General features: G+C 67.0%; 25 protein-coding genes. 15 read left to right on the plus strand and 10 right to left on the minus strand.

Features of this window, described 5'->3' with window-relative positions:
• Positions 1-44: 44 nt before the first annotated feature.
• The 5 genes from AC5I49_RS05055 to AC5I49_RS05075 all read right to left on the minus strand — a co-directional run bounded on the left by AC5I49_RS05055 (position 45) and on the right by AC5I49_RS05075 (position 4,405).
• A complete protein-coding gene (locus AC5I49_RS05055) occupies positions 45-707 on the minus strand; it encodes a methionine ABC transporter permease (RefSeq protein ID WP_012203707.1) in 663 nt (220 codons plus the stop codon).
• Positions 679-1,872, minus strand: coding sequence for a methionine ABC transporter ATP-binding protein (locus AC5I49_RS05060; protein WP_495788940.1), 1,194 nt, complete (start codon positions 1,870-1,872; stop codon positions 679-681). The genes AC5I49_RS05055 and AC5I49_RS05060 overlap by 29 nt, the downstream gene beginning before the upstream one ends.
• A gap of 23 nt (positions 1,873-1,895) precedes the next feature.
• Complete coding sequence (locus AC5I49_RS05065) at positions 1,896-2,702, minus strand: MetQ/NlpA family ABC transporter substrate-binding protein (RefSeq protein WP_279493190.1); 807 nt, start codon at positions 2,700-2,702, stop codon at positions 1,896-1,898.
• Between the two features lie 47 nt (positions 2,703-2,749).
• Positions 2,750-3,565 carry a MetQ/NlpA family ABC transporter substrate-binding protein gene (locus AC5I49_RS05070; RefSeq protein WP_183019138.1) on the minus strand — a complete coding sequence of 272 codons (816 nt, stop codon included), beginning with the start codon at positions 3,563-3,565 and terminating at the stop codon, positions 2,750-2,752.
• A 267-nt stretch (positions 3,566-3,832) separates the two neighbouring features.
• The gene (locus tag AC5I49_RS05075) at positions 3,833-4,405 is read right to left on the minus strand and encodes a MarR family winged helix-turn-helix transcriptional regulator (protein ID WP_016454129.1); all 573 of its coding nucleotides are present in this window, start codon (positions 4,403-4,405) and stop codon (positions 3,833-3,835) included.
• A gap of 152 nt (positions 4,406-4,557) precedes the next feature.
• Between AC5I49_RS05075 and AC5I49_RS05080 the strand changes: the two genes are divergently transcribed.
• From AC5I49_RS05080 to AC5I49_RS05095, 4 genes are all read left to right on the plus strand, one after another.
• The gene (locus AC5I49_RS05080; protein ID WP_017404212.1) at positions 4,558-5,016 is read left to right on the plus strand and encodes a VOC family protein; all 459 of its coding nucleotides are present in this window, start codon (positions 4,558-4,560) and stop codon (positions 5,014-5,016) included.
• Between the two features lie 39 nt (positions 5,017-5,055).
• Positions 5,056-5,742, plus strand: a complete 687-nt coding sequence (locus tag AC5I49_RS05085; protein WP_495788941.1) for a flavin reductase family protein — start codon at positions 5,056-5,058, stop codon at positions 5,740-5,742.
• A gap of 10 nt (positions 5,743-5,752) precedes the next feature.
• Positions 5,753-6,556: a 2-oxo-hept-4-ene-1,7-dioate hydratase gene (hpaH, locus tag AC5I49_RS05090; RefSeq protein ID WP_016449088.1), complete on the plus strand. Its 804-nt coding sequence runs from the start codon at positions 5,753-5,755 to the stop codon at positions 6,554-6,556.
• Positions 6,557-6,694: 138 nt separating this feature from the next.
• Positions 6,695-7,465 carry an SDR family oxidoreductase gene (locus AC5I49_RS05095; RefSeq protein WP_013803947.1) on the plus strand — a complete coding sequence of 257 codons (771 nt, stop codon included), beginning with the start codon at positions 6,695-6,697 and terminating at the stop codon, positions 7,463-7,465.
• 18 nt (positions 7,466-7,483) lie between these two features.
• Here AC5I49_RS05095 and AC5I49_RS05100 read toward each other — a convergent pair whose 3' ends face one another.
• Entirely contained in the window at positions 7,484-8,491 is a 1,008-nt protein-coding gene (locus AC5I49_RS05100) for an AraC family transcriptional regulator (protein ID WP_209672140.1), read from the minus strand.
• A gap of 192 nt (positions 8,492-8,683) precedes the next feature.
• Between AC5I49_RS05100 and AC5I49_RS05105 the strand changes: the two genes are divergently transcribed.
• The 8 genes from AC5I49_RS05105 to cutA all read left to right on the plus strand — a co-directional run bounded on the left by AC5I49_RS05105 (position 8,684) and on the right by cutA (position 15,679).
• On the plus strand, positions 8,684-9,475 hold the full coding sequence (locus AC5I49_RS05105; RefSeq protein WP_012203717.1) for an SDR family oxidoreductase: 792 nt from the start codon (positions 8,684-8,686) through the stop codon (positions 9,473-9,475).
• Positions 9,476-9,511: 36 nt separating this feature from the next.
• Positions 9,512-10,807, plus strand: a complete 1,296-nt coding sequence (locus AC5I49_RS05110; protein ID WP_203399905.1) for a styrene monooxygenase/indole monooxygenase family protein — start codon at positions 9,512-9,514, stop codon at positions 10,805-10,807.
• Positions 10,808-10,821: 14 nt separating this feature from the next.
• Positions 10,822-11,349 (plus strand): flavin reductase family protein, encoded by a 528-nt coding sequence (locus tag AC5I49_RS05115; RefSeq protein ID WP_046238852.1) that lies wholly within the window; start codon positions 10,822-10,824, stop codon positions 11,347-11,349.
• A gap of 59 nt (positions 11,350-11,408) precedes the next feature.
• A complete protein-coding gene (locus AC5I49_RS05120; RefSeq protein WP_199136685.1) occupies positions 11,409-12,644 on the plus strand; it encodes a dienelactone hydrolase family protein in 1,236 nt (411 codons plus the stop codon).
• Between the two features lie 156 nt (positions 12,645-12,800).
• Complete coding sequence (locus AC5I49_RS05125) at positions 12,801-13,358, plus strand: MarR family winged helix-turn-helix transcriptional regulator (protein WP_046238853.1); 558 nt, start codon at positions 12,801-12,803, stop codon at positions 13,356-13,358.
• Positions 13,351-14,184, plus strand: coding sequence for a class II aldolase/adducin family protein (locus AC5I49_RS05130; RefSeq protein ID WP_495788942.1), 834 nt, complete (start codon positions 13,351-13,353; stop codon positions 14,182-14,184). Before AC5I49_RS05125 ends, AC5I49_RS05130 begins: the two co-directional genes overlap by 8 nt.
• 18 nt (positions 14,185-14,202) lie before the next feature.
• Positions 14,203-15,228, plus strand: a complete 1,026-nt coding sequence (locus AC5I49_RS05135; protein ID WP_495788943.1) for a 2-dehydropantoate 2-reductase — start codon at positions 14,203-14,205, stop codon at positions 15,226-15,228.
• A gap of 52 nt (positions 15,229-15,280) precedes the next feature.
• Positions 15,281-15,679 carry a divalent-cation tolerance protein CutA gene (gene cutA / locus AC5I49_RS05140; RefSeq protein ID WP_016454139.1) on the plus strand — a complete coding sequence of 133 codons (399 nt, stop codon included), beginning with the start codon at positions 15,281-15,283 and terminating at the stop codon, positions 15,677-15,679.
• On the opposite strand, the gene AC5I49_RS05145 is transcribed toward cutA, so the two are convergent.
• From AC5I49_RS05145 to ftsY, 4 genes are all read right to left on the minus strand, one after another.
• Positions 15,666-16,655 (minus strand): Bug family tripartite tricarboxylate transporter substrate binding protein, encoded by a 990-nt coding sequence (locus tag AC5I49_RS05145; RefSeq protein ID WP_203399901.1) that lies wholly within the window; start codon positions 16,653-16,655, stop codon positions 15,666-15,668. The two genes, cutA and AC5I49_RS05145, sit on opposite strands and share 14 nt — an antisense overlap.
• A gap of 323 nt (positions 16,656-16,978) precedes the next feature.
• Positions 16,979-17,908 carry a DMT family transporter gene (locus AC5I49_RS05150; protein WP_016454141.1) on the minus strand — a complete coding sequence of 310 codons (930 nt, stop codon included), beginning with the start codon at positions 17,906-17,908 and terminating at the stop codon, positions 16,979-16,981.
• Between the two features lie 523 nt (positions 17,909-18,431).
• Positions 18,432-19,169, minus strand: a complete 738-nt coding sequence (locus tag AC5I49_RS05155) for a GntR family transcriptional regulator (RefSeq protein ID WP_495788944.1) — start codon at positions 19,167-19,169, stop codon at positions 18,432-18,434.
• 932 nt (positions 19,170-20,101) lie between these two features.
• Positions 20,102-21,322: a signal recognition particle-docking protein FtsY gene (ftsY, locus tag AC5I49_RS05160; protein WP_047326032.1), complete on the minus strand. Its 1,221-nt coding sequence runs from the start codon at positions 21,320-21,322 to the stop codon at positions 20,102-20,104.
• A gap of 28 nt (positions 21,323-21,350) precedes the next feature.
• Between ftsY and AC5I49_RS05165 the strand changes: the two genes are divergently transcribed.
• The 3 genes from AC5I49_RS05165 to rsmD are packed head-to-tail and all read left to right on the plus strand — an operon-like array spanning position 21,351 to position 24,921.
• Positions 21,351-22,829 (plus strand): M16 family metallopeptidase, encoded by a 1,479-nt coding sequence (locus tag AC5I49_RS05165; RefSeq protein WP_016449075.1) that lies wholly within the window; start codon positions 21,351-21,353, stop codon positions 22,827-22,829.
• A 26-nt stretch (positions 22,830-22,855) separates the two neighbouring features.
• Complete coding sequence (locus tag AC5I49_RS05170) at positions 22,856-24,217, plus strand: M16 family metallopeptidase (protein WP_495788945.1); 1,362 nt, start codon at positions 22,856-22,858, stop codon at positions 24,215-24,217.
• Entirely contained in the window at positions 24,214-24,921 is a 708-nt protein-coding gene (gene rsmD, locus AC5I49_RS05175) for a 16S rRNA (guanine(966)-N(2))-methyltransferase RsmD (protein ID WP_495788946.1), read from the plus strand. Before AC5I49_RS05170 ends, rsmD begins: the two co-directional genes overlap by 4 nt.
• The last annotated feature ends 42 nt before the right edge of the window (positions 24,922-24,963 follow it).

A 24,963-nucleotide genomic window follows, 5' to 3' on the forward strand; every position in this document is an offset into this window, starting at 1 on the left:
AGGCGGCGGCCCCGGAGGGAAAGGCGTGGTGCCTGTTTTCAGCGTCAGCGGCTGCGCAGCCGGCGCACGTAGCGGTCGCCCAGCACCTGGACCACGGTGACCAGCGCGATCAGCACGGCAATCACCAGCAGCATCACCTGGGTGTCGAAGCGCTGGTAGCCGTAGCGGATGGCCAGGTCGCCCAGGCCGCCCGCGCCCACGGCGCCAGCCATGGCCGAGGAGCTGATCAGCGCCACCAGGGTGATGGTGAAGCCGCCCACGATGCCGGGCAGGGCCTCGGGCAGGTAGACGTGGCGCACGATGTCCCACTTGCGGCAGCCCATGGCCTGGGCGGCTTCGATGAGGCCGGGATCGACCTCGCGCAGGCTGACCTCGACGATGCGCGCGAAGAACGGCGTGGCGCTGATGGCCAGCGGCACGATGGCCGCCCACACGCCGATGGTGGTGCCCGTCACCAGCCGCGTGAACGGGATCAGCGCCACCAGCAGCACGATGAAGGGCGTGGCACGGAAGCCGTTGATCACGCTGCCCAGCGCGCGGTGCGTGCGCGGCGAGGCCAGGAAGCCGCCGGGCGCGGTGACGATGAGCAGCACCGCCAGCGGAATGCCCGCCGCCAGCGCGATGCCGCCCGAGACGCCGACCATCATCAGCGTGTCGGCCAGCGCGTTGCCGTAGCGCTCAATGGGAATGGACAGATTCAGCGACATATCCGAGATCCTTGATGTCATGCGCAATGGCCGCCGGGCCCTGCGTCAATGTGTGCCAGTCATGCGCGGCCGTGCCGCCGCCCAGCGCGATCAGCAGCTGCCCCTGGGCATGGCCCTGGATGCGGTCCACGCCGCCATGCAGCAGGCGCACCCGGCCGCCCAGGGCCTGGGCGATGCGCGGGAAGTCGGGCTCCAGCCCGTCCTCGCCGCGGTAGGTCAGCTGCAGGATGCGTTCGTGGCGGCCTGCGGGCGCGTCGGGCAGCAGGCGCTGGCGCAGGTCGTCGGGCAGGCCATGCTGCAGCGGTGCCAGCAGGGCGCGCGTGGCCGGGTGCTGCGGGTTGCCGAAGACCTTCCAGACTTCGCCCAGCTCGGCGATGCGGCCCTGCTCCAGCACCAGCACGCGGTCGGCGATCTCGCGGATCACGCTCATCTCATGCGTGATCAGGACGATGGTGATGCCCAGCTTGCGGTTGATGGTGCGCAGCAGCTCCAGGATGGACTGCGTGGTCTCGGGGTCCAGGGCCGAGGTGGCCTCGTCGCACAGCAGGATCTCGGGGTCGGTGGCCAGGGCGCGGGCAATGCCCACGCGCTGCTTTTGCCCGCCCGACAGCCGGCTCGGATAGGTGCCAGCCTTCTCCTGCAGGCCCACCAGGGCCAGCAGCTCATTGACCCGCGCATTGATGCGTGCGCGCGGCAGGCCCGCCACCTGCAGGGGCAGGGCCACGTTGTCATGCACCGTCTTGGCCGACAGCAGGTTGAAGTGCTGGAAGATCATGCCGATGCGCCGGCGCAGCTGCACCAGCTGCGATTCGTCCAGCGTGCCGATGTCCACGCCGTCGACCCGCACCTGGCCGCTGCTGGGCTGCTCCAGCCGGTTGATGGTGCGCAGCAGGCTGGACTTGCCCGCGCCGCTGCGCCCGATGATGCCGAAGATGCTGCCCGGCGCGATCTCCAGGCTGATCGCGTCCAGCGCCTGTACGGGTCCTGCCGAAGACTGGTAGGTCTTGGCCACGCCGCTGAAGGCCACGGCGCCGGGTCCGCGGATGGATTCCCGCGCGGTGCCGGCCGCTGCCGATGAGCGCCTGCCCGCGTCATGGGCCGGCCTGTCCGCCTCGTGGGCCGGCCTGTCCGCCAGGGGCTGCCTGGCTGCAATGCTGGTTGACATGGCTGAAGTCCTCCCCGTGCCGCTCAGGGCTTGACCCAGGCCAGGTTGTACAGGCGCTTGTCGTTGGAGAAGGCGCGCTGGGCCTCGGCCTTCACCGCATCGGAGTTCTGGTAGATGCGGATGAACTTCTGCACCACGGGGTCCTGCGTGCGGCTGGCCTTGACCACGAACTGGATGGAAAAGCGCGCGTCCTCGATACCGGAATATGCAAGCCCGCTGGACGGATCGAAGGCCTTGGCCGCCACGATGAAGTGCGGGTAGCCCTGGGCGAGGTCCACGTCGCCCGTGATGCGCACCAGCTGCGGCCCCTCGACCTCGACGAAGCTGAGCTTCTTGGGGTTCTCGACGATGTCATTCAGGCTGCCCAGGTAGCCCACGCCGGGCTTGAGCTTGACCAGCCCCACCTTCTGCAGCAAGAGCAGGCCGCGCCCCTGGTTCACGGGGTCGTTGGCAATGCCCACCTTGCCGCCCTGCGGCACCTGGGCGATGGCCTTGTGCTTGAGCGAGTACAGGCCCACGTTGGCCAGGATGCCCGTGCCCGCGCTGGCCAGCTTGTAGCCGTTCTTCTGGATGGCGTTGTCCAGGAAGGGCTGGTGCTGGAAGTAGTTGATGTCCAGGTCGCCCGAGTCCACGGCCACGTTGGGCGTGGTCCAGTCGGTGAACTCCACCACCTGCACATCGATGCCCTGGGCCTTGGCCTCCCTGGCGGCCACGGCCACCGAGTCGGCGTAGGCGCCGGGCACCACGCCGATGCGCAGCTTGTCGGCAGCGTGGGCGGAGAACAGGGCCAGGGCGGCCAGCGGGGCGATCAGGGCACGGGAAAGCTTCATCGGGATCTCCGGAAAAAAAGGGTTCGAAAAGGCAGGAAGGGGCCGCGTCACGGCTTGCGCCACGGCAGGCTGTACAGCCTGTCGTTGGCGGCGAAGGACTTGTGGATCTGCGCCTGCACGGCGCCCGAGGTCTGGTAGATGCGCACGAACTGCGCAATGCGCGGGTCCCGGGCGTTGTCCTGGCGCGAGACGAAGCGGATGGCGTAGTACAGGTCGTCAATGCCCGAATACAGCAGCGCATTGCCGGCCACCTGGGGCCGCCCGGCGTTGACGAAGTGGGCCGGGTAGCCCTGGGCCAGGTCCACATCGTCCAGCGCGCGCACCAGCTGCGGCCCCTCGATCTCGACAAAGCGCAGCTTGCGCGGGTTGGACACGATGTCGTCCAGCCCCGCGCGCGGGCCCTTGCCTTCGCGCAGCTGGATCAGGCCGGCCTTCTCCAGCAGCAGCAGGCCGCGCCCCTGGTTGACGGGGTCGTTGGCCACGCCGACGCGCGCTCCCTCCTTCAGGTCGGCAAAGCGCTGGGTCTTGAGCGAGTACAGGCCGATGTTGGGCAGCAGGCCCGTGGCCACGCTGGCGAAGGCATAGCCGCGCTCGCGGATGGCGTTGTCCAGGAAGGCCTGGTGCTGGAAGTAGTTGAGGTCGATGTCGCCGGCCGCCAGCGCCGTGTTGGGCGTGGTCCAGTCGGTGAACTCGATGACCTGCACGTCCAGCCCCTGGGCGCGCGCCTCCTTGGCGGCGACCTCCACGGAGTCGGCCAGCGAGCCGGGCGTGACGCCTATCTTCAGCGCGGCGGCCGCCGCAAGGCCGGGCAGCGCCAGCGTGGCGGCGAGCGACCAGAGCAATGTGTTTCTGCGCGTGGGCAAGGCGTGGTTCCTCCAGCTCGGCCAGGCCCGGCGCCGGCGCCCACATGGCGCCTGCCGGCATGGCCTCTGAAGGCATTGCAACACCCGGCCCCGGCGCGCACCACGACGGAATTCACATTTCCTTATAGCGAGCCATGCACGGCGCAAGGCATTGATCGCAAAGGAAATTTTGCACAGGCAAGATTGAGCTTATGCCCGCGCGAAATATGGCACCGTGCCGGCTGCGCAGGCTTGCGGCAGCCAGGGCGGCCTGCCGCGCTCCCAGGCTCAAGCGCCCTGTTGCGCCTTCATCCTCGTCCAGGCCTTGAAGAGGATGGACTGCAGGCTGGCGCGCTCGCCCTCGTCCAGGTAGTCGACCAGGGACTCGCACATGCGCCAGAAGGCCGGCAGCGCGCGGGCCAGTACCTCACGGCCTTGGTCGGTGAGCGCCAGGTCGAAGCTGCGGCGGTCTTCCTGGCTGAGGCTGCGCGCCAGCAGCGAGCGCTTTTCCAGCCAGTCCAGCAGGCCCGTCACCGACGAGCGCGTCACGCCGACGTAGCTGGCGATATAGGACGGCGTGACCACCGTGTCGCCCAGCAGCCCGCGCTCGGCCAGGCCGAAGATCATGAGCACGTCGAGCTTGCTCTCGGACAGGCCGAACGCCTGCAGCGATGCGTTGGCGCGCTGCTCCACATCGTCGGCCAGCCACAGCAGCAGCAGGCCCAGGCCGGCGGCCGGCGTGTCGGTGCCGGGCTGCGCGGTCTCGGCCATCAGGGCCAGGTGCGGGCGCAGCGCTTCGGGGGCGTTGGCGAGGGGGGTGGAGTCGGGGGCCGGTGCGGCAGCGGTCTTGCGCGGACTCATGGGAGTGGATGGAAGCGGGTGAAACCGGGTTGAAGCCGGGTTGAAGCCGGTAGAAGAAAGGGCGGTTGATTTTACGGCTTTCATATATTACGCTTTGTGTATAGTACGTTAAGCGTATTATTTGGCGGCACACAAATCTGCAAGGACATCCCATGCCCATCAAAGTTCTGGAACTCCACCATGTCGGATTCGGCGTCAACCACGCCCAGGCCGACGCCATGCTCGACTTCTACCGCGAAGTGCTGAACCTGCCCCAGGACGCCGCGCGCTGGAAGATCCCCGGCATCTACGGCTCCTGGATCAACCTGCCCAACGGCAGCCAGTTGCACATCCTCGGCAGCGAGGGGCCGTCGCGCTATGCGCAGGGCCCGGGCAAGGACCCCGTGTCCAACCACATCGCGCTGGCCGTGGACGACATCCTCGGCGCCGAGCAGGAGCTGCTGGCGCGCGGCGTCGATTACTTCACGCTGGACAACGTGGCATCGCCCAGCCTCAAGCAGCTGTTCCTGCGCGACCCGGCCGGCAACCTGGTGGAACTGCACCAGTCCAATGCGCGCGCCCCCGGCATCGCCCAGGCCGAGCAGGACGCGGCGCGCGCCGGCAACGAGTGACGCGACGCCCTCCCTTTTTCCCTTCCCCTCCGGAATCCCATGTACTTTGAAATGCAATCGCTCAACAGCGAGCAGCGCAGCAACATCCTGCACTCCCTGGTTCTGCCCCGTCCCATCGCCTGGATCAGCTCGGTGGACGGGGACGGCACGGTCAACGTCGCGCCGTTTTCCTTCTTCAACGCCATGTCGGGCGATCCGCCGCTGCTGTGCGTGTGCATCGGCTCGCGCCAGGGGGTGCTCAAGGACACGGCGCGCAACATCGCGGCCACGGGCGAGTTCGTGGTGAACCTGGTGTCCGAGCCGCTGGCGCGCCGCATGGCGGTGACGGCCATAGAGTTCGGCGCGCAGGTGGACGAGTCGGCCCAGGCCGGCCTGGTCCTGGGCGATGCCCGGCGCGTCAAGGCGCCGCGCATCGCGGACAGCCCTGCGTCCTTCGAGTGCCGCGTGCGCCAGATCATCGATATCGACGGCGTGCGCAGCCTGGTGCTGGCCGACGTGCTGGCCGCCCACGTCATGGATGCGGCCGTGGTCGATGGCGAGCTCATGTACTTCGACCCCGCGCCCATGGAGCTGATCGCGCGGCTGCAGAACCCCGGCTGGTATGGCCGCGTGGGCGATGCCTTCCAGATGCCCACGCCTTCGGTGGCGCATTGGGATGCCATGCAGCGCCAGGGCGTGTCCGACGGCTACCTGGCCTGGGCCGACGATGGCGCCGCCGCGCGCTGAAGGGCCGCCCATGCTTGCGCAACACACCATAGACAGCCTGGCGGCCGAGCTGCACGCCAGCGAAAAAAGCCGGGTGCAGGTCCGGCACTTTTCCCGCCGCCATCCGGACATGACGGTGCAGGACGGCTACGCCATCTCGCGCGCCTGGATGCGGCTCAAGCGCGCCGAGGGCCGCACGGTCAGGGGCCACAAGATCGGCCTGACCTCGCGTGCCATGCAGCAGGCCGTGCAGATCACCGAGCCCGACTACGGCACCCTGCTGGACGACATGTTCTTCGAGCCCGGCGGCGACATTCCCTTTGCGCGCTTCATCGCTCCGCGCGTGGAGGTGGAGCTGGCCTTCGTGCTGGGCCGCGCGCTCAAGGGGCCGGGCGTCACCCTGTGCGATGTGCTGGCCGCCACCGACTGGGTGGTGCCCGCCGTGGAAATCATCGACGCCCGCATCGAGCAAAAGGACCGCGATACCCAGGCCATGCGCACGGTGCGCGACACCATCGCCGACAACGCGGCCAATGCCGGCATCGTCATGGGCGGGCGGCCCGTGCGCCCCGACGCGGTGGACCTGCGCTGGGTGTCGGCGCTGTTGCAGCGCAACGGCGTGATCGAGGAGTCCGGCGTGGCGGCCGCCGTGCTCAACCATCCGGCCACGGGCGTGGCCTGGCTGGCTAACCGGCTCGCGCAATGGGATGAGCAGCTGGACGCAGGCCAGGTGGTGCTGGCAGGCTCGTTCACGCGGCCCGTCACGGCCCAGGCCGGCGACAGCTTCCATGTGGACTACGGGCCGCTGGGCTCCATTGCCTGGCGCTTTGCCTGAGCTTCGTCCGCAGTGTGGCGATGGTGTCGCCTGCGGCACAGTCCGCAGGCCCGGCGCGTCGCCGACAATGCAGCGGCGCCGCCCGCCACCGGTGCGCGGGCGGCGGCTGCAATACATGCACTACAGGATGGACAAGCAATGGAGATGAAGAACGCAAAGACGGCCGTGGTCACGGGCGGAGGAACCGGCGTGGGCAAGGCCGTGGCGCTGGCCCTGGCGGGCGCCGGCTACCAGGTGGTGGTGGCGGGCCGCCGCCAGGCGCCGCTGGATGAGACCTGCGCCGAGGCTCAGGCAAAGTACGGCGCGGGCGAGCGCATGCTGGGCATTGCCACCGATGTCAGCGACCCGGCTGCCGTGGAGCAGCTGTTCGCGCGCACGGTGCAGCGCTTTGGTCGCGTGGACCTGCTGTTCAACAACGCCGGCCGGGGCAATCCGCCCGGCTCCTTCCTGGACTGGACGCCCGAGCAGTGGCGCGAGGTGGTCGATGTCAACCTCAACGGCATGTTCTATTGCCTGCAGCAGGCCTTCCGCACCATGCGCGACCAGTCGCCGCGCGGCGGCCGCATCATCAACAACGGCTCCATCTCCGCGCATGCGCCGCGCCCCAATTCCAGTGCCTACACGGCCACCAAGCATGCCGTCATGGGCCTGACCAAGACCGCTGCGCTCGACGGCCGTGCCTACGACATCGCCGTGGGCCAGATCGACATCGGCAATGCCATGACCGAGCTGGCATCGCGCATGGCCAAGGGCGTGCCCCAGGCCAATGGCGAGATCGCGGTGGAGCCGCTGATCGACGCGGATGTGGTGGGCCAGTCCGTGCTCTACATGGCCAGCCTGCCGCTGGAGGCCAACGTGCTGTTCCACACGGTGATGGCCACCAAGATGCCCTTCGTGGGCCGGGGCTGAACCGGCAAGGGCAGGTCTTCAGGCCTGCACGCGGCGGCTCGCCGTCTCGGACGGGAGCTCGCCGAAGCGGCTGCGGTACTGGGCCGCGAAGTGGCCCAGGTGCAGGAAGCCGTATTTCTGCGCCACGTCGCGCACGCCGGAGCCGGCTGCGACGCCCGGGCCCTTGGCTGCCTGGAGTTCGGCGCGCACCCGGTCCAGCCGCAGCTGGCGCAGGAAATCCATGGGCCCCATGCCCGCGTGCTGGCGGAAGGCGGCCTGCAGCGTGCGCGCGCTGCAGCCGGCCTCGCGGCAGACATCGGCCAGCGACAGGGGCTGGTCGGCATGGGCCTGCATGTACTCCTGGGCCTTGCGCACGCCGCGCGGCAGCAGGCTGCGCCGGCTGTCTCCGGCCAGTGCGCGGCTGTGGCTGTGCGTGGCCGACATCAGCAGGCTGGTCAGCAGGTATTCCTCCGCATGCTGGGCCAGTGCCTGCGTGGCCTGCAGGGCGTTGCCCGCATCCAGCGTGTGCCGCAGGCAGTCGATGAAATGCACCAGCGGTGCCAGTGCCGGCTGGTCCAGCGGCACGCCCAGATCGAACACCAGCGGCCGGCCTGCGGGCGCCTGCAGCAGCGCCTCCAGCCGCGCCACCAGGGCCGGGCGGGCCATGCGCACGATCAGGTGCGGGCTGTCGTCGGCCCAGCGCATGGACAGCGGCTCGGTCGGCGAGGGCAGGGAGGCCAGGCGCGGCGTGGTATCCACCTGCTGCGCGCCGCAGCGGATCTCGGCACTGCCGCGCAGGGGAATCTGCAGCAGGAAGAAGTCCCGCAGGTAGCCGGGCTCGATGTGCACGCCGGGACCGTACTGCACATAGTTCAAGCTGACGTTGCGGGAAAGCGGCGCGCTGTGGTGGCAGGCGTCCAGCTCGGCGCGCGGGCGCAGCATGCCCAGGCCATGCGGACAGAAGACGCGCGCCACGCTTTCGCGGGCCTCGTCCATGTCGTGGCTCTCGAAAAGCCGGTAGCGCTGCAGCGGCAGCGGTGTGTGCATGGCGTGTTCCATAGGCTGGGCAGAACGTAGCAAAAACCACCCGCTCCCACAATTCGGACCATTCCCCGGGAGCCGATTTCTGCGCGCCAGGGACAGTGCCTGCGCTTGCCGGATGCCTGCGCGGCCCGGCCCCCCGTAACGTGTGCTGCACAGGCCAGCCCGGCCTGGCATCCACACGGGAGAACAAGCGTCATGTTCAAGGGACTCGAAGGCAAAAGCGCCATCGTCACCGGCGGCTCCACCCTGATAGGCGCCGGCGTGGTGCGTGCGCTGCACGCGGCCGGCGTGAAGGTGGTCATTGCCGACATCGATGCCGACAACGGCCAGGTGCTGGCCGATGCGCTGGGCGAGGGCGCGCTTTTCGTGCGCACCGACATCACCGACGACGCGCAGGTCGCCGCCTGCGTGCAGCAGGCATGCAGCCGGCACGGCGGCGTGCACATCCTGGTCAACCTGGCCTGCTCGTATGTAGACGAAGGCCTGCAGTCGCCGCGCGCGGACTGGCTGGCCTCGTTCAACGTGAACGTGGCCAGCGCCGTGGCCATGCTGCAGGCCGTGCACCCGCACATGGTGGCCGCCGGTGGCGGGGCCGTGGTGAATTTCACCAGCATCTCTTCGGAAGCGGCGCAGACGGGTCGCTGGCTCTACCCGGCCAGCAAGGCGGCCATGAAGCAGCTCACGCGCAGCATGGCCATGGACCTGGCGGCCGATGGCATCCGCGTCAACAGCGTCTGCCCGGGCTGGACCTGGTCGGCGGTGATGGACCGGCTCAGTGGCGGCGACCGCGCCAAGACCGACCGCGTGGCCGCGCCCTTTCACCTGCTGGGCCGCGTGGGTGATCCGCACGAGGTGGCGCAGGTGGTGCTGTTCCTGTGCTCGGACCATGCCAGCTTCGTGACCGGCGCCGACTACGCGGTGGACGGCGGCTACGGCGCCATGGGGCCCGAGCGCGCCGTGGCCGCCATTCCCCAATTGATGGACTAGTACGCAGTACGGACACGGAGCCGCAAGGAGACAGCCATGAAGAAAATCGCCATCGTCGGAGCCGGCCAGTCGGGCCTGCAACTGGGCCTGGGCCTGCTGGCCGCGGGCCATCAGGTCACGATACTGAGCAACCGCACGGCGCAGGACATCGCCCAGGGTCGGGTCATGTCCAGCCAGTGCATGTTCGACAGCGCGCTGCAGATAGAGCGCGGCCTGGGCCTGGACCACTGGTCGCGCGAATGCCCGGTGGTCGAGGGCATCGGCCTGTGCGTGCCGCATCCGGCGCAGCACGGCGGGAAAGCGGCCGACAAGGCCATCGACTGGGCGGCGCGGCTGAACGCGGGCGCGCAGTCCGTGGACCAGCGCCTGAAGATCCCCGCATGGATGGACGACTTCCGCCGCCAGGGCGGCGAGCTGGTGCTCAAGGACGCGGGCATCGCCGAGCTGGAGGAATGCACGCGCAGCCATGACCTGACCCTGGTCGCCAGCGGCAAGGGCGAGATATCGAGGCTGTTCGAGCGCGATGCCCATCGCTCGCGCTTCGACCAGCCCCAGCGCGCGCTGGCGCTGACCTATGTGACGGGCATGAAGCCGCGCGAGCCGTTCTCCGCCGTCTCCTTCAACCTGCTGCCGGGCGTGGGCGAGTATTTCGTGTTCCCGGCGCTGACGACCACGGGCCCCTGCGAGATCATGGTGTTCGAGGGCGTGCCCGGCGGCCCCATGGACTGCTGGGGCGATGTGAAGACACCGGAGCAGCACCTGGAGCGCAGCCGCTGGATCCTCGACACCTTCGTGCCCTGGGAGGCCGAGCGCTGCCGCGACATTGCGCTGACCGATGACAACGGCATCCTCGCGGGCCGCTTCGCCCCCACGGTGCGCAAGCCCGTGGCCACGCTGCCGTCGGGGCGCAAGGTGCTGGGCATGGGCGACGTGGTGGTGCTCAACGACCCCATTACGGGCCAGGGCTCCAACAACGCGGCCAAGTGCGCCGACACCTATCTGCGCAGCATCCTGGCGCGCGGCAATGATGACGGAAATCGTGACGGCAATGGCGCCTTCGACGCCGCCTGGATGCAGCAGACCTTCGACCGCTACTGGTTCGGCTATGCGCAATGGGTCACGCAGTGGACCAACATGCTGCTGGCGCCACCGCCACCCCATGTGCTCAAGCTGCTGGCCAGCGCGGGCACGCTGGCACCGCTGGCCAGCGCCCTTGCCAACGGCTTCGATGACCCGCGCACCTTCTTCCCCTGGTTCGCGGACGCGGGCGAGGCGGACCACTACATCGACAGCTGCGCGGCCATCGCCGCCATGGCAGCCGTCCCCGCCTAGCCGCAGAGGCCGCCATGAGCACATGCGAAACCCCGGCCGCCGCCACGGCCTGCTCCTTCGATCCGCGCGAGCTGCGCAAGGCCTTCGGCCAGTTCACCACGGGCGTGACCGTCATCACCACGCGCGCGCCGGACGGGCGGCGCGTGGGCATGACGGCCAACTCGTTCTCCTCGGTCTCGCTGGACCCGCCGCTGGTGCTGTGGAGCCTGGCGCGCCAGGCGCCCAGCGTCTGCGATTTCCAGGGCGCCAGCCATTTCGCCATCCACGTGCTGGCTGCGGGCCAGCACCTTCTGTCGCGGCGCTTTTCCACGCCGCAGCAAGACAAGTTTGTCGGCCTGGACTGCGCGGAAGGCCCGGCCGGCGTGCCCCTGATCGATGGCGTGCTGGCCCGCTTCGTCTGCCGCAACGTCCGGCAATACGATGGCGGCGACCACCTCATCTTCATCGGCCAGGTCGAGCGCTGCGAACGCTTCGACGGCGAGCCCCTGGCCTTTCACGCGGGCTACTATCAGGTGACGGTGCGGCACCCCGAGTGCGTATGACGGGCCATGAAAAAAGCGGCACCGCAGCTTTCCCCACCCTTTGAAACGGAGACAGACCCATGCAGCAGAAAGAACCCCCGGCCAGCCGCCATGTGCGCATCAACGCGCTGGACGGCAGCGGCAGCTTCAACGCCTACCTGGCCGTGCCGGCCTCGGGCAGCGGCCCCGGCCTGGTGCTGGCGCAGGAGATCTTCGGCGTCAACGCCACCATGCGCGAGGTGGCCGACTACTACGCCGAAGAAGGCTACGTGGTGCTGGTGCCCGACCTGTTCTGGCGCCAGCAGCCCGATGTGGAGCTGGGCTACACGCCGGCGGACTGGGAGCGCGCCTTCGGCTTCTACAAGGGATTCGACGAGGCCCTGGGCGTGCAGGATATCCAGGCCTGCCTGAACGCCTTGCGCCAGCGCCCCGACGTCACGGACGGCAAGGCCGGCGTTCTGGGCTTTTGCCTGGGCGGCAAGCTGGCCTACCTGGCCGCCTGCCGCACCGATGCCGATGCGGTGGTCGGCTACTACGGCGTGGGCATCGAGGCGGCGCTGGACGAGGCCGAGCGCATCCGCTGCCCGCTCACCCTGCATGTGGCCGAGCTCGACGCCTTCTGCCCGCCCGAGGCGCGCCAGCGCATCGTCCAGGCGCTGGGCGGGCGTCCCGGCGTGGCCGTGCATGTCTATCCGGGCGTGGACCATGCCTTTGCGCGCAAGGGCGGCGACCATTTCCACCGCGCCTCGGCCCTGATGGCGCACGAACGCAGCATTGCCACGCTCAAGTCCGCCATCGGCCCGCATTTCGACCTGGCCGCGCTGTGGGACAAGCACTGCGAGTACGAATTCGCCACTCGCAACGTGGACGACACCATGGCCACCATGGTGGCCGAGCCCTATGTGAACCACATCCCGACCATGACCGGCGGCGTGGGCTTCAGCAACCTGCACGCCTTCTATACGAACCACTTCGTCAACAGCAATCCGCCCGACACGTCGCTGACCCCGATTTCACGCACGGTGGGGGCCTCGCAGGTGGTGGACGAGATGCTGTTCTGCTTCACGCACACCACCGAGATCCCGTGGATGCTGCCCGGCGTGCGGCCCACGGGGCGGCGCGTGGAGATCCCGCTGCTGGCCGTGGTCAAGTTCCGGGGCGACAAGCTCTACCACGAGCACATCTACTGGGACCAGGCCAGCGTGCTGGTGCAGGTGGGCCTGCTGGACCCGGCGCTGCTGCCCGTGGCGGGCGTGGAGACGGCCCGCAAGCTGCTGGACGAGACCCTGCCTTCCAACGAACTGCTCAAGCGTTGAGCGCGGCGCGGGCGCATGGGTTTCACCCTGCGCCCGCTGGCGGCCTGCAGGCCGCCAGGGCTCTCAGGGTTGCCACCAATGTTGATATGTCAACATTGATGGATCATGCGGCCATCGCAATCGAAATCGCAATCGCCGCCCGGTTTCCTCCGCCCAATGCCCCGCCCACGCCCATCCACCATCCCTGCCGCCGATGCCACCACCGGCCCTGCACCGGACACGCAGGTCTGCAGCCAGACGCTGGCGCTGGAGGACTTCATCACCTTCCGCCTGGGCGCGCTGTCCAATGCGCTGCAGACCCAGGTGACGCGCCACTACATCGCGCCGGCATCGCCCGTGGGGCTGACCGAGTGGCGGCTCATGGGCCAGATCCAGCGCCACGGCGAGCTGCATGCCAGCGCGCTGTCGCGCCTGAGCCTGATGGACAAGGCCCAGATCAGCCGCGCGCTGCAGCCGCTGATCGACCGGGGCTGGGTGCTGCGCCGCGCCGACCCGCAGCACGCGCGGCGTCACCTGCTGCAGCTGAGCGAAGCAGGGCAGGCGCTCTTCGACGAAGTGCTGTCCCGCGCACGCCCCTACCAGGCGGCCCTGCTCAATGCCCTGACGGCAGATGAGCGCGCCATGCTGGACCGCATCCTGGACAAGCTGGGCCGTGCCTCCCAAGCGCTGGACCAAGGGCTGGACCAGGGGCTGGACCAGGGGCTGGATGCCTGATTTCCCCACAAGCCACTGCACAACCCGCCTCAAGACCCACCTCAGAACCCACCCCACGAGCCACACCATGAATTGCTCCATGCACCCTGAAGAGCGGGCCGCCCGCATCGAACTGGCCGCCTGCTACCGCGTCTTCGCCATGCTGGGCTGGGACGAACTGATCTACAACCACATCACGGTGCGCCTGCCCGACAGCGTGACGGGCGGTGAAAAGCAGTTCCTGATCAACCCCTTCGGCCTGCATTACGAAGAGGTCACGGCCAGCAACCTGGTACGCATCAATGTGCGCGGCGAGGTGCTGGACGGCTCGCGGCATCCGGTGAATCCGGCCGGCTTCGTGGTGCATGCGGCCATCCACGACGGGCTGCCGGGCGCGCACTGCGTGATGCACACGCACACCACCTCGGGCATGGGCGTGGCCTGCCTGGAGCAGGGCCTGTCGCAAAGCAACTTCTACAGCGCCCAGCTGCACGGCATGGTGGCCTACCATGACTTCGAGGGCATCACCATCCATGCCGACGAAGGGCCGCGCCTGCTGGCCAGCATCGGCCACCGCAAGGCCGTGATCCTGCGCAACCATGGCCTGCTCAGCTGGGGCAGCGACCTGCCCCAGGCCTTCGTGGTGCTGTGGACGCTGCAGCGCGCCTGCGACGTGCAGATGGCCACCCTGTCCATGGGCGCGCCGCGCATGGTCTCCGACGCCATGGCCCAGCGCTGCAACGAGGACTCGCTGACCTTCAACGCCAGCCACGGCGGTGCCCGCGATGTGTTCGACCACCTGGTGCGCCGTGTGAACCGGCGCGACAGCAGCTATCTCGATCTTTGAACCCGGAGCTTCCCGCGCATGACCATGGAACAGACAAGCATTTCATTCGACAAGGCCTGCATCTTCGGCGCCGGTGCCATCGGCGGCTGGATGGGCGCGGCCCTGGCCCGCGCCGGCTGCCAACTCAGCGCCGTGGCGCGCGGCGCCGCGCTGCAGGCCCTGCGCACCCAGGGCCTGACCCTGGTGCACGGCGAGCAGCGCGAGCACTTCGCGCTGCGTGCCGAACAGGACCCGGCCGCCCTGGGCGTGCAGGACCTGGTCATCATCTCCGTCAAGGCGCCGGGCATGCCCGATGTGGCCGAGCGCATCGCCCCGCTGATCGGCCCGCACACCGTGGTGCTCACGGCCATGAACGGCGTGCCCTGGTGGTTTCTGCAAGGCGGTGTCGATGCCAGCGTGCGAGGCAAGCAGCTGAAAGCCGTGGACCCTGAAGGCCGCATTGCGCAAGCCATCCCGCTGGGTCAGGTGCTGGGCTCGGTGGTCCATGCCAGCTGCTCCAACGATGCGCCCGGCGTGGTGCGCCGCCACTTCGGCAACAGCCTCATCCTGGGCGAGCCCCTGGCCACAGGGCCCGGCCAGCCGCCCACGCCGCGCCTGGCGGCACTGGCCCAACTGCTGCAGCGTGGCGGCATCGAGGCCAAGGTCTCCGACAACATCCAGCGCGACGCCTGGTACAAGCTCTGGGGCAACATGACCGTCAACCCCGTCAGCGCGCTGACGGGGGCCACCTCGGACCGCATCCTGGGCGACGACCTGGTGCGCGGCCTGATCACGCGCGTGATGCTGGAGGCCAAGGAGATCGGCGCGCGCATCGGCCTGCCCATCAACGAATCGCCCGAGGACCGCCATGCGGTCACGCTCAAGCTGGGCGCCTTCAAGACCTCCATGCTGCAGGACGTGGAAGCGGGCAAGCCCGTGGAACTCGATGCCCTGGTGGGCGCGGTGCGCGAAATGGGGCAGCTGTGCGGCGTGGACACGCCCTTCACCGATGCGCTGCTGGGCCTGGCGCGGCTGCAGGCGCGGCAAAAGGGGCTGATGGCCTGACGCCGCAAAGGCCAGTACCGGCCTGCAGCGCGCAACCGTAGACTACGCCTCCATGACTTCCGCCAAGAACCCCGCCTCGCCCTGGTCCACGCTGTGCGTGGTGGCCACCACCGTCCCCAGCGCCGAGGAGGCCGCCCATCTGGCGCGCAGCCTGGTGCAGCAGCAGGCCGCGGCCTGCGTGCAGGTGGAGGCCATCACCTCGCACTACGTGTGGGAGGGCGAGATGCACGCCACGCCCGAGTGGCGGCTGGTCTGCAAGACCCTGCCCGACGTGCTGGAGCGCCTGGCCCGGCTGCTGCGCGCCGAGCACAGCTACAGCGTGCCGCAGATCACCATGCGCACCGAGCGCTGCATGGCCGACTATGCGCAGTGGCTGCGCTCCCAGGTCTCGACCCGGGACGTGGCGGACACTGCAGAAAGGGCCGCCGCGCCCCGCATCACTGCGGCGTGACGTTGGCGGCCTTGATCACGGGCACCCAGGTCGCTGTCTCCTTGCGGATCAGCTCGCCGAAGGCGCTGCCCGTGACCACCCAGGGCTCGATCCCCTGCAGGTCCAGCTGCCTGACCACGGCCGGCGTGCTGAAGATCTCCTGAATATCCTTTTCCAGCTGCTTGAGCACGGCCGGCGGCGTCTTCCTGGGCGCCATCACGCCGTACCAGGACGAGATGGCAATGCCCGGCACGCCCGCCTGGGCCAGCGTGGGCACCTCGGGCAGGTACTTGCTGCGCGCCGGGTCGGTCACGGCCAGCGCGCGCAGCTTGCCCGACTGCACATGCGGCAGCAGCGCGGGCACATTGCCCACGATCATCGGCACCGTGCCGCCCAGCACATCGTTGAGGCCGGGCGCCGTGCCCTTGTAGGCCACGTGCAGGATGTCGGCGCCGGTCTGCTGCTTGAACAGCTCGCCGGCCAGATGCAGGCTGGAGCCCACGCCGGGCGAGGCATAGCTGATGGTGGCCGGCCTGGCCTTGGACAGGGCCACCAGCTCCTGCACCGTTTTGGCGGGCACGCCGGGGTGCACGGCGATCACATTGGCCGCCTTGGCCAGCGAAGCCACGGGAGCGAAGTCCGTCTCCACGCTGTAGCCGGGCCTGGCCAGCAGCGTGGGATTGATGGTCAGGTTGCCCTGGGGCACGACCAGCAGCGCATGGCCGTCCGGCGCGGCACGCTTGACCATGTCGATGCCGATATTGCCGTTGGCCCCGGGCTTGTTCTCCACCACCGAAGTCTGCTTGTAGCGCTCGGCCAACCCCGTGGACAGCAGGCGGGCCAGCGCATCGACCGGGCCTCCGGGCGGAAAGGGCGCGACGATGGTGAAAGGCTTGGCGGCCAGCTGCTGCTGCGCGGCGGCATCCTGGGCCAGGGCGCTCTGGCATGCGGCTGCGGCCAGCAAGGCGGCAGCGCCGAGCAAGGTGGGGGCTTTCATGGGGAACTCCGGGGAACAAGGCAAGGCAGGTACAAGCAAAAGAAATGCCTGAGGGCTATCGATTGTTTCTTGTATAAAACAACGTTCTTCTTATAAATCAATGCAAAGCATAAAACCTGCGGCTTGATTCGAATCAAGGGAAAACCCTTGCCTGCATGCCTGGGCCTTCGCTGCGCTCGCATGCCCATGAAAAAAGGAGCGCAGCGCGCTCCCGTAGGTCCACTCCAGAGAATGGGTCAAAGCGCATCAACAGGGGAGCTGATGCAGTCGATGCCAAGCCGCAGGACGACAGCTCCACGAGCAGGTCTTGCTGCCACCGCATGTCAGGCCTGTAGGCAAGTCACCACTAAGCCCAACAGCATCAGGCCCATGCCTATCTTCTCTGCTCGACTGAAGCTTTCGCTGAACACGCGGCGCGAAACCAGGTAGCTGAAAACGACCTCGATCATTCCCAAAGTGCGCACAGGTGATGCTCCTTGCATGGCGTAGGCCGTGAACCAGGCAATTGAAGCGGCTGCCCCCATGCAACCGGCAAGCAGCGAGATGCGCCAAGCTCGAAAAATAGGTGCCAGACCTTGAGCTGTGCGCAACTGGATCCAAAGTCCCATGCCGACGGTTTGCATCGACTGTGCGATCAGCACGCCCCAGGCGCCAGATAACCATGCCGTTTCGGCGCCAAGTGCCAGCGACCCTCCTCGAAATCCTACTGTTGCAACTGCAAAGCAGGAGCCGCAAGCCAGGCCATAAAGTGCAGATCGGTTGAGCCACGCGGACGGTGAGAGCAACTGTTCGCGTGGCGGCAGGGACAGCAGCAGCATACCGATTGTGGCTACGATCATTGCGGCCAACGCCAGCGGTGTTGGAAGTTCATGGAGAAAAACCGATGCGAACAGAGCTAGCTGCAGCACCTCTGTCTTTGTCAGAGTGACAGCCACGGCAAAGTTGCGCTCCTTCATCGCCAGCAGCAAAGCGACCGTTCCAGCCAATTGGAAAAAAGCGCCCAATGCAATCCAGCCAAGGTAAATCGGCGTGATCGAAGGTACAGCGTATGGCTTTGCTGGTACCAGATACAGCAGTGCCAGCCACAACATGGCAAAAGGTAGGCCATACAGAAAACGCACCAGCGTGGCCGATAGCGCGCCCAGCTCCTGTGTCAGGCTGCGCTGCGCTGTGTTTCGTACCGTTTGAGCGAGAGCGGCGAACAGGGTTATGGGAACCCATAACCAAGAAAAACCTTGAATGGATTCAAGCATGAATATGGAGGAGGGATGGGTAAATGGGGCGTAGAGTAAATTCTTACATTGTTGTGGATTATTTGGTAATGCACAGCAATGCTCATTTGCTGATTAGAGAAATTTTGCTCTCTTGAAGATTTATTGAACGGTTGAAGACAGAGACTCGAGATAGAACATGAGGCCTGCGTAGAGCGTTTCTTCTGGGGTGCCCGCGCGAGGAGAGCTCGGCATCATCCAGGTATCCTTGCTGCCGTTTATCCGCATGCTGCGGAGAAAGCAGTATGTGGTCAATGCGTAGAATTTGCAACTCGAAAAATACTCTTAAGATAAAGATTTTCTTAAATACAGAGATATTGAAATCGATTTGCAGAATGCGCAATTCCAGTAAGCAATTCAGAGAAAGAACTGATTTTCTCAACAAGCACGCATAGCGTGATTGTTATGAAAAGGTGATGCTGGGTCTTTATTTCCTGATGCTATCTGAGAATAGTATGGCTATAGATGGTGGCTTATCTTGCGTGCCAGTTTTGAAAGAGCGATTTCATAGGCCCCTGCGTATAGCCGCCAGCAGGCTTCTCGAAGAATTCCAGATATGCTGCTCGGCAAGGGCCTGGGCCTTCTTTGGGTCGCGATTGCGGATGGCGGCGAGGATGCCGCGTTTTTCTTCTGTGCTTTCTGAGGCCCGTGAGCTGTGAGAAAGTGAGAGTCTCCGCAGGCGTGCGAGGCGGCTCCTTTGTGAAGAAAGATAGCTTGCCATCAGCGAATTTTGGGCTGCATCCAGGAGAACTTCGTAGAACTCCTCGATGGTCTCGATCTGAGCCCCGACATCGCCCGAAATCTGCGCTTCACTCATCGCTTTCACTGTGACATCCAGGCGCTCGATTTGCTCTATGGTGGCTCGCTCTGCGCACAGTGCCGCCACATAGCCTTCAACGGCTGCACGCATTTCAAAGATCTGGCGAATGCCGTCTTCATCGATAACGGCGACTATCGGGCCTTTATAGGGCTGCTTTGTGATCCACCCTTCTGCCTCCAATTGCCCCAGGGTTTCACGAACTATCGTTCTGCTCACATCAAGGAGATCGCACAGCTTGCGTTCTACCAAGCGTGATCCAGGTGGAAGTTGGCCTTCCACAATGGCGCGCTTCAATTGCTCAAGTGCCAGCTGTCGGAGCGTTGGATTCACACGCTCTACGGCCATACTGCCTCGCGGAATTCCCATGTCTGTCAATGCAGGTCTGTCTGTGTCTGTACCTGCTTTAGAGGCTTGCCGTTTCATGTCTGTTGGACTTTCTTGCGAATTGAGTGATGGTATACCAACATACAATCTTGGGTCAAGATATGGAAGGGTGCGAAAAATTGAGAGGCATCTGGTTGGGAAGGCAGCAGGAAGACAGTGACCAAGCCATCTCCGCCATCGATGGTTTGTTTCTGATTGGTTTGCAAGCCACATAAATTGGCCTGAACTTGCCATCTGCAGCCAGCAAGTAGCCTAATCGGCTGGTTTAAAACACTTATGTGCTTTTACGAGCCCCGAAAAGTGGGGGGTGGCAGAGCGGGAGAATATGCTTGAAATGATGCGCGGCACACGCCGTAGTTGGCATATCGAAGGCAGGTCGCACTGAAGAGTCTGTTGCCGAGTTTTCGCACAGGCACTCAACAGAGTTGGTGCGCTTGCCGAGGCATGGGCCGTACGCTCACCCGCACGCAAAGGTGGAGCGACGGGAAAAAATGCGTTCTCCACATCGGAGGCCAGAGATGAGTGCGGTGGTGCACCGCAAGGCCTGCCAGCCGGCGTCAGTGAGGAAGAGCTAGGATTTCTGACCGTCCGAAGCAAGGACGGGCTTGTCGGTGCTACCGAGCACTGGCGGAAGTGCTGCTTTGACTGGCCGAAGAGATTCGTCAATTGCCACGTGACGATGAGTGGCTGCTTCGGTGATTGAAGGGCATGCCCTTTCTGGTCTTTGCCGCGCCCACGCTGTCGCCTGTGGCGAAGTTACTGGGCTTTTGCGGCAAGTCACATGAGCTAACCCGGTAGGGCCTGGCCTGATCAGTCCCGAAGCGGTTGAGTGCGTCAGAGGTTGAGGCTGGAGAGCTCTTCGTTGAGCGGTCACTCCCCAATGGATGAGCGGAGAGCGGCTTGAGCGCCAGCCCGCAATTCATCCATTCCGCCTTCCTGTGGCGCCTGTCGAGAAAACTCTGAACAGATTGTCAGGACAGCAGCGCCTGCGCGAATTCCCTGGCGTTGAAGGTCTCCAGGTCCTCGACCTTTTCGCCCACGCCGATGAAGTACACGGGGATCGGCCGTTCCTGGGCAATGGCGGCCAGCACGCCGCCCTTGGCCGTGCCGTCGAGCTTGGTGACGATCAGGCCCGTGAGCTGCAGTGCATCGTCGAAGGCGCGCACCTGGGCCAGCGCGTTCTGGCCGGTGTTGCCGTCGATGACCAGCAGCACCTCGTGCGGTGCCGTGGCATCGGCCTTGGTGACCACGCGGCGGATCTTGCGCAGCTCTTCCATCAGGTGCAGCTGGGTGGGCAGGCGGCCCGCCGTGTCCACCAGCACCACATCTTTCTTGCGGGCGCGGCCGGCGGTGACGGCATCAAAGCTCACGGCTGCAGGATCACCGCCTTCCTGGCTGACGATCTCCACCGTGTTGCGGTTGGCCCAGACGCCGAGCTGCTCGCGCGCGGCGGCGCGGAAGGTGTCGGCGGCAGCCAGCAGCACGCTCTGGCCTTCGTCGGCCAGATGCTTGGTCAGCTTGCCGATGGAGGTGGTCTTGCCTGCGCCGTTGACGCCAGCGACCATGACCACGGTAGGCTGGTGCTCGCCGATGATCAGCGGCTTTTCCAGCGGGCGCAGCAGGTCGGCCAGTGCATCGGCCAGCAGCGCCTTGACGGCGGCGGGGTCGGTGGCCTTGGCTTCCTTGACGCGGCGACGCAGGTCGGTGAGCAGGTGCTCGGTGGCCTTGACGCCGGTGTCGGCCATCAGCAGGGCGTCTTCCAGCTCTTCGTACAGCGCATCGTTGATCTGCGTGCCGGTGAAGACCGTGGCGATGCTGCTGCCGGTCTTGCGCAGTCCGGCCTTGAGGCGCTGCATCCAGTTCTGGCGGCTGGCGCCTTCGGCTTCGGGCTTGGCCGTGGGCTCGGGTGCGGCAATGAAGTCGGCAGGCGCGAGCGTGGAAGCAGCAGCAGTGGGTGCAGTGGGTGCGGCAGGCGGGGCGGCATCGCCCTTGCCGCCGCCGAAGGGCTTGCGCCACCAGGCGCTGCCGGTGTCGGCTGCGGCCGGTGGGGCAGGCGTGCCAGGGGGCAGGTCTGGGGCGCGGTCCTGCGGCGGGGTTGCGGGAATGCCGGCCTCTTCAGGCGCGGCGCTGCTGTCCGCCGGGGAAATCTCGGCGGAGGAGGGGGTGGGCTTTTTCTTGAAAAAACTGAACATCGGCAGGTTCTTAGAATCACAGCATTCTATGAAACATGCACTCACCCTCCTGGGCTTAATGGCCTGCATGGGCACCGGGGCTGCTTTGGCAGCCCCGGATGCATCCTCTTCCTCCCCTTCGTCACTGCTGCAGACGGTGGCCAGCCAGGCCGCAGGCGGCCAGCGGTCCGCCACAGCAGCGCAGCAATTCACCCTGAAGAACGGCATGCAGCTCATCGTGCAGCCCGACCGGCGCGCGCCCACGGCCGTGCACATGGTCTGGGTGCGCGTGGGCGCCATCGACGAGGTGGACGGCACCTCGGGCGTGGCCCACGCGCTCGAGCACATGATGTTCAAGGGCTCGCGCAAGGTGGCGCCCGGCGAGTTCTCACGCCGGGTGGCGGCCCTGGGCGGCCAGGAGAACGCTTTCACCAGCCGCGACTACACGGGCTACTACCAGCAGATCCCGTCCAGCCGGCTGGAGGAAGTGATGAAGCTCGAATCCGACCGCTTCGCCAACAACCACTGGCCCGACAGCGAGTTCAAGAAGGAGATCGAGGTCATCAAGGAAGAGCGCCGCATGCGCACCGAGGACCAGCCGCGCGCCGTGCTCATGGAGCAACTGATGGCGGCGACCTTCATGGCCTCGCCCTACCACCGGCCCGTGATCGGCTGGATGAGCGATCTGGACGCCCTGACGCCCGGCGACGTGCGCGATTTCCACAGCCGCTGGTATGTGCCCGGCAATGCCACCGTCGTCATTGCCGGTGATGTGGACGTTGCCAAGGTCCGCGCCTGGGCAGAGAAGTACTACGGCAGCATTCCCGCACGCGCCGTGCCGGTGCGCAAGCCGCGCACCGAGCCTGCGCAGATCGGCATCCGCCGCATCGAGGTCAAGCAGCCGGCCGAGCAGGCCCTGGTGGCACTGGCCTTCCGTGCGCCCTCGCTGACGCGCGTCAGCGATCTGCAGGCCGATGACCGCGATGCGCTGGCGCTGCTGGTGCTCTCGGCCGTGCTCGACGGCTATGACGGCGCCCGCCTGGAGCGGGCCCTGGTCCAGGGCGAAGGCCGCGTGGCCGACGGCGCGGGCAGCTCCATGTCGCTCATGAGCCGCGGCCCCGGCCTGTTCATGCTGACGGGCGTGCCCGCCACGGGCAAGACTGCGGCCGAGGTCGAGGCCGCGCTGCGCGCCGAAGTGGCCAAGGTCGCCAGGGACGGCGTCGAGCCTGCCGAACTGGAGCGCGTGAAGACGCAATGGATGGCCTCCAATGTCTATGAGCGCGACTCGGTCATGGGCCAGGCCCAGAGCCTGGGCAATTACTGGATACAGGGCATGCCGCTGGATGCGGAAGACCAGTTGCTGGCCCAGCTTCGCACCATCACGCCCGATGACGTCAAGCGCGTGGCGGCCAAGTACTTTGGCGATGACCAGCTCACGGTGGGCACCCTGGTGCCGCAGCCCCTGCCTGAAGGCGGCAAGCCCCGCCGCACCGACGCGGGTGCCGGCATTGGCGGACCCCTGCATTGATGCCCCCGAAGCACGCTGGAGTGAAGATGAAGAACATGAAAAAGATGGTGGCCAGCTCCGTGCTGGCAAGCGTGGGCCTGGGCTTTGGCGCCACGTCCGCATGGGCCTTGCTGCCCATCCAGCACTGGACCCAGCCCAGCGGGGCGCAGGTCTGGCTGGTGGACAGCCCGGGCATTCCCATGGTCGATGTGCAGATGGATTTCGACGCCGGCAGCCGGCGCGATCCCGCCAACCAGGTCGGCCTGGCCAGCGCCGTGGCGCTGATGGCGTCCAAGGGCGTCACGGCCCAGGGCAGCGCGTCTGCTCTCGATGAAAACGGCCTGGGCCAGGCCTGGGCCGATCTGGGTGCCAGCTTTGGCGCCCAGGCGGGCCGCGACAGCTTCAGCTACGGGCTGCGCTCCCTGACCGAGCCTGCGCTGCTGCAGCGCGCCGTGGCCCTGGCCGCGCGCCAGATCGCCAGCCCCAGCTGGCCGCAGGATGTGTGGCTGCGCGAGCGCGAGCGCTGGACTGCGGCCATCAAGGAATCGGACACGCGCCCCGGAACGGTGGCCGGCAAGGCCCTGAGCCAGGGCGTGTTCGGTACCCACCCCTACGGTGCGCGTGCCACGGCCGAGAGCCTGTCGCGCATCGACCTGTCGGACATGCAGTCCTTCCACCGCCGGCTGATCGCCGCCTGCCGTGCCAAGGTCAGCATCGTCGGCGCCGTCAGCCGCGAGCAGGCCGACCAGCTGGTGCAGCAACTGCTGGCTCCGCTGCAGGCGGCGCAGGGCCAGGATGCGGGCGCCTGCGCTCCGCTGCCCGACGTGCCCAAGGTGCAGGCGCTCAAGGCGCCGGTCAACGAGAACATCCCCTTCGCCTCGGCCCAGGCGCAGGTGCTGATCGCCCAGCCCGGCATTGCACGCAACAGCCCGGACTTCATGGCCGTGCTCGTGGGCAACCACATCCTGGGCGGCGGAGGCTTCACCTCACGGCTGACCGAGGAAGTGCGCGAAAAGCGCGGCCTGAGCTACAGCGTCTACAGCGACTTCTCGCCGGGCCTGGACGCGGGTGCCTTCACGATCGCCCTGCAGACACGCCCCGACCAGGCGGCCGAGGCCTTGAAGGTGTCGCAGGACACGCTGCGCCGCTTTGTCGCCGACGGCCCGACCGAGAAGGAGCTCAAGGCCGCCAAGGACAATCTGATCGGCGGCTTTGCGCTGCGCATAGACAGCAACCGCAAGCTGCTGGGCAATGTGGCCAACATCGCGTGGAACGGCCTGCCGCTGGACTATCTGGAGCACTGGACCGAGCGCGTGCAGGCGCTGACCGTGCGTGATGTGCGCGAGGCCATGCAGCGAATGCTGCAGCCCGATCGCATGGTGACCGTCGTCGTGGGAGGCAAGCAATGAGCCGCAACAGCATCAAACTGCATACCCCTGCCGGCAAGCGCTGGCTGGAAAAGGCCACGGCCGAGGCCGCGGCGCCCAAGGCGCCTGCCGCAGCGCCGGCCGCAAAGGCAAAGGCGGGCAAGCCGGCACCCTCGGGTGCGGGCGAGGTCCGCATCATCGGCGGCCAGTGGCGCCGCACGCGTCTGCCCGTGGCGCAGCGCCCGGGCCTGCGCCCCACGCCGGACCGCGTGCGCGAGACCCTGTTCAACTGGCTGGGCCAGGACCTGACGGGCTGGCACTGCCTGGACGCCTTCGCGGGCACGGGTGCGCTGGGCTTCGAGGCCGCATCGCGCGGCGCGACCAGCGTGCTGATGAACGAGCAGGACGCCGCCCTGGTGCTGCAGCTGCAGCGCCTGCGCGAGCGCCTGGACGCCCAGTCCGTGCGCGTGCTGCGCGGCGATGGCATCGGCTGCCTGCGCCAGGTGGCGCCGGGCACGCTGGACCTGGCGCTGATCGATCCGCCGTTCGACCATGCCGAGCTGTTCGAGCCTGCGCTGAAGGCCGCTGCGCTGGCCGTCTCCGCCCAGGGCTATGTCTATCTGGAGGCGCCCCAGGCCTGGACCGAGGAGCAACTGGCCGAGGCTGGCGGCCTGCAGCTGTTCCGCCATCTCAAGGCGGGTGCCGTCCACGCCCATCTGCTGCGCAAGGCCGCGCAGGACGAGTAGGCTGGCGCCGCAGCCGTGTTCCAGCGCAGGAATGCGGCTGTC

The sequence above is a fragment of the Delftia sp. genome (assembly GCF_059499305.1).

Bases quoted from the DNA above. Each gene is read 5' to 3' on its own strand.
- AC5I49_RS05055 (WP_012203707.1), bottom strand. From the start codon at position 707: ATGTCGCTGAATCTGTCCATTCCCATTGAGCGCTACGGCAACGCGCTG.
- AC5I49_RS05060 (WP_495788940.1), bottom strand. From the start codon at position 1,872: ATGTCAACCAGCATTGCAGCCAGGCAGCCCCTGGCGGACAGGCCGGCC.
- AC5I49_RS05065 (WP_279493190.1), bottom strand. From the start codon at position 2,702: ATGAAGCTTTCCCGTGCCCTGATCGCCCCGCTGGCCGCCCTGGCCCTG.
- AC5I49_RS05075 (WP_016454129.1), bottom strand. From the start codon at position 4,405: ATGAGTCCGCGCAAGACCGCTGCCGCACCGGCCCCCGACTCCACCCCC.
- AC5I49_RS05080 (WP_017404212.1), top strand. From the start codon at position 4,558: ATGCCCATCAAAGTTCTGGAACTCCACCATGTCGGATTCGGCGTCAAC.
- AC5I49_RS05085 (WP_495788941.1), top strand. From the start codon at position 5,056: ATGTACTTTGAAATGCAATCGCTCAACAGCGAGCAGCGCAGCAACATC.
- hpaH (WP_016449088.1), top strand. From the start codon at position 5,753: ATGCTTGCGCAACACACCATAGACAGCCTGGCGGCCGAGCTGCACGCC.
- AC5I49_RS05095 (WP_013803947.1), top strand. From the start codon at position 6,695: ATGGAGATGAAGAACGCAAAGACGGCCGTGGTCACGGGCGGAGGAACC.
- AC5I49_RS05100 (WP_209672140.1), bottom strand. From the start codon at position 8,491: ATGCACACACCGCTGCCGCTGCAGCGCTACCGGCTTTTCGAGAGCCAC.
- AC5I49_RS05105 (WP_012203717.1), top strand. From the start codon at position 8,684: ATGTTCAAGGGACTCGAAGGCAAAAGCGCCATCGTCACCGGCGGCTCC.
- AC5I49_RS05110 (WP_203399905.1), top strand. From the start codon at position 9,512: ATGAAGAAAATCGCCATCGTCGGAGCCGGCCAGTCGGGCCTGCAACTG.
- AC5I49_RS05115 (WP_046238852.1), top strand. From the start codon at position 10,822: ATGAGCACATGCGAAACCCCGGCCGCCGCCACGGCCTGCTCCTTCGAT.
- AC5I49_RS05120 (WP_199136685.1), top strand. From the start codon at position 11,409: ATGCAGCAGAAAGAACCCCCGGCCAGCCGCCATGTGCGCATCAACGCG.
- AC5I49_RS05125 (WP_046238853.1), top strand. From the start codon at position 12,801: ATGCCCCGCCCACGCCCATCCACCATCCCTGCCGCCGATGCCACCACC.
- AC5I49_RS05130 (WP_495788942.1), top strand. From the start codon at position 13,351: ATGCCTGATTTCCCCACAAGCCACTGCACAACCCGCCTCAAGACCCAC.
- AC5I49_RS05135 (WP_495788943.1), top strand. From the start codon at position 14,203: ATGACCATGGAACAGACAAGCATTTCATTCGACAAGGCCTGCATCTTC.
- cutA (WP_016454139.1), top strand. From the start codon at position 15,281: ATGACTTCCGCCAAGAACCCCGCCTCGCCCTGGTCCACGCTGTGCGTG.
- AC5I49_RS05145 (WP_203399901.1), bottom strand. From the start codon at position 16,655: ATGAAAGCCCCCACCTTGCTCGGCGCTGCCGCCTTGCTGGCCGCAGCC.
- AC5I49_RS05150 (WP_016454141.1), bottom strand. From the start codon at position 17,908: ATGCTTGAATCCATTCAAGGTTTTTCTTGGTTATGGGTTCCCATAACC.
- AC5I49_RS05155 (WP_495788944.1), bottom strand. From the start codon at position 19,169: ATGAAACGGCAAGCCTCTAAAGCAGGTACAGACACAGACAGACCTGCA.
- ftsY (WP_047326032.1), bottom strand. From the start codon at position 21,322: ATGTTCAGTTTTTTCAAGAAAAAGCCCACCCCCTCCTCCGCCGAGATT.
- AC5I49_RS05165 (WP_016449075.1), top strand. From the start codon at position 21,351: ATGAAACATGCACTCACCCTCCTGGGCTTAATGGCCTGCATGGGCACC.
- AC5I49_RS05170 (WP_495788945.1), top strand. From the start codon at position 22,856: ATGAAGAACATGAAAAAGATGGTGGCCAGCTCCGTGCTGGCAAGCGTG.
- rsmD (WP_495788946.1), top strand. From the start codon at position 24,214: ATGAGCCGCAACAGCATCAAACTGCATACCCCTGCCGGCAAGCGCTGG.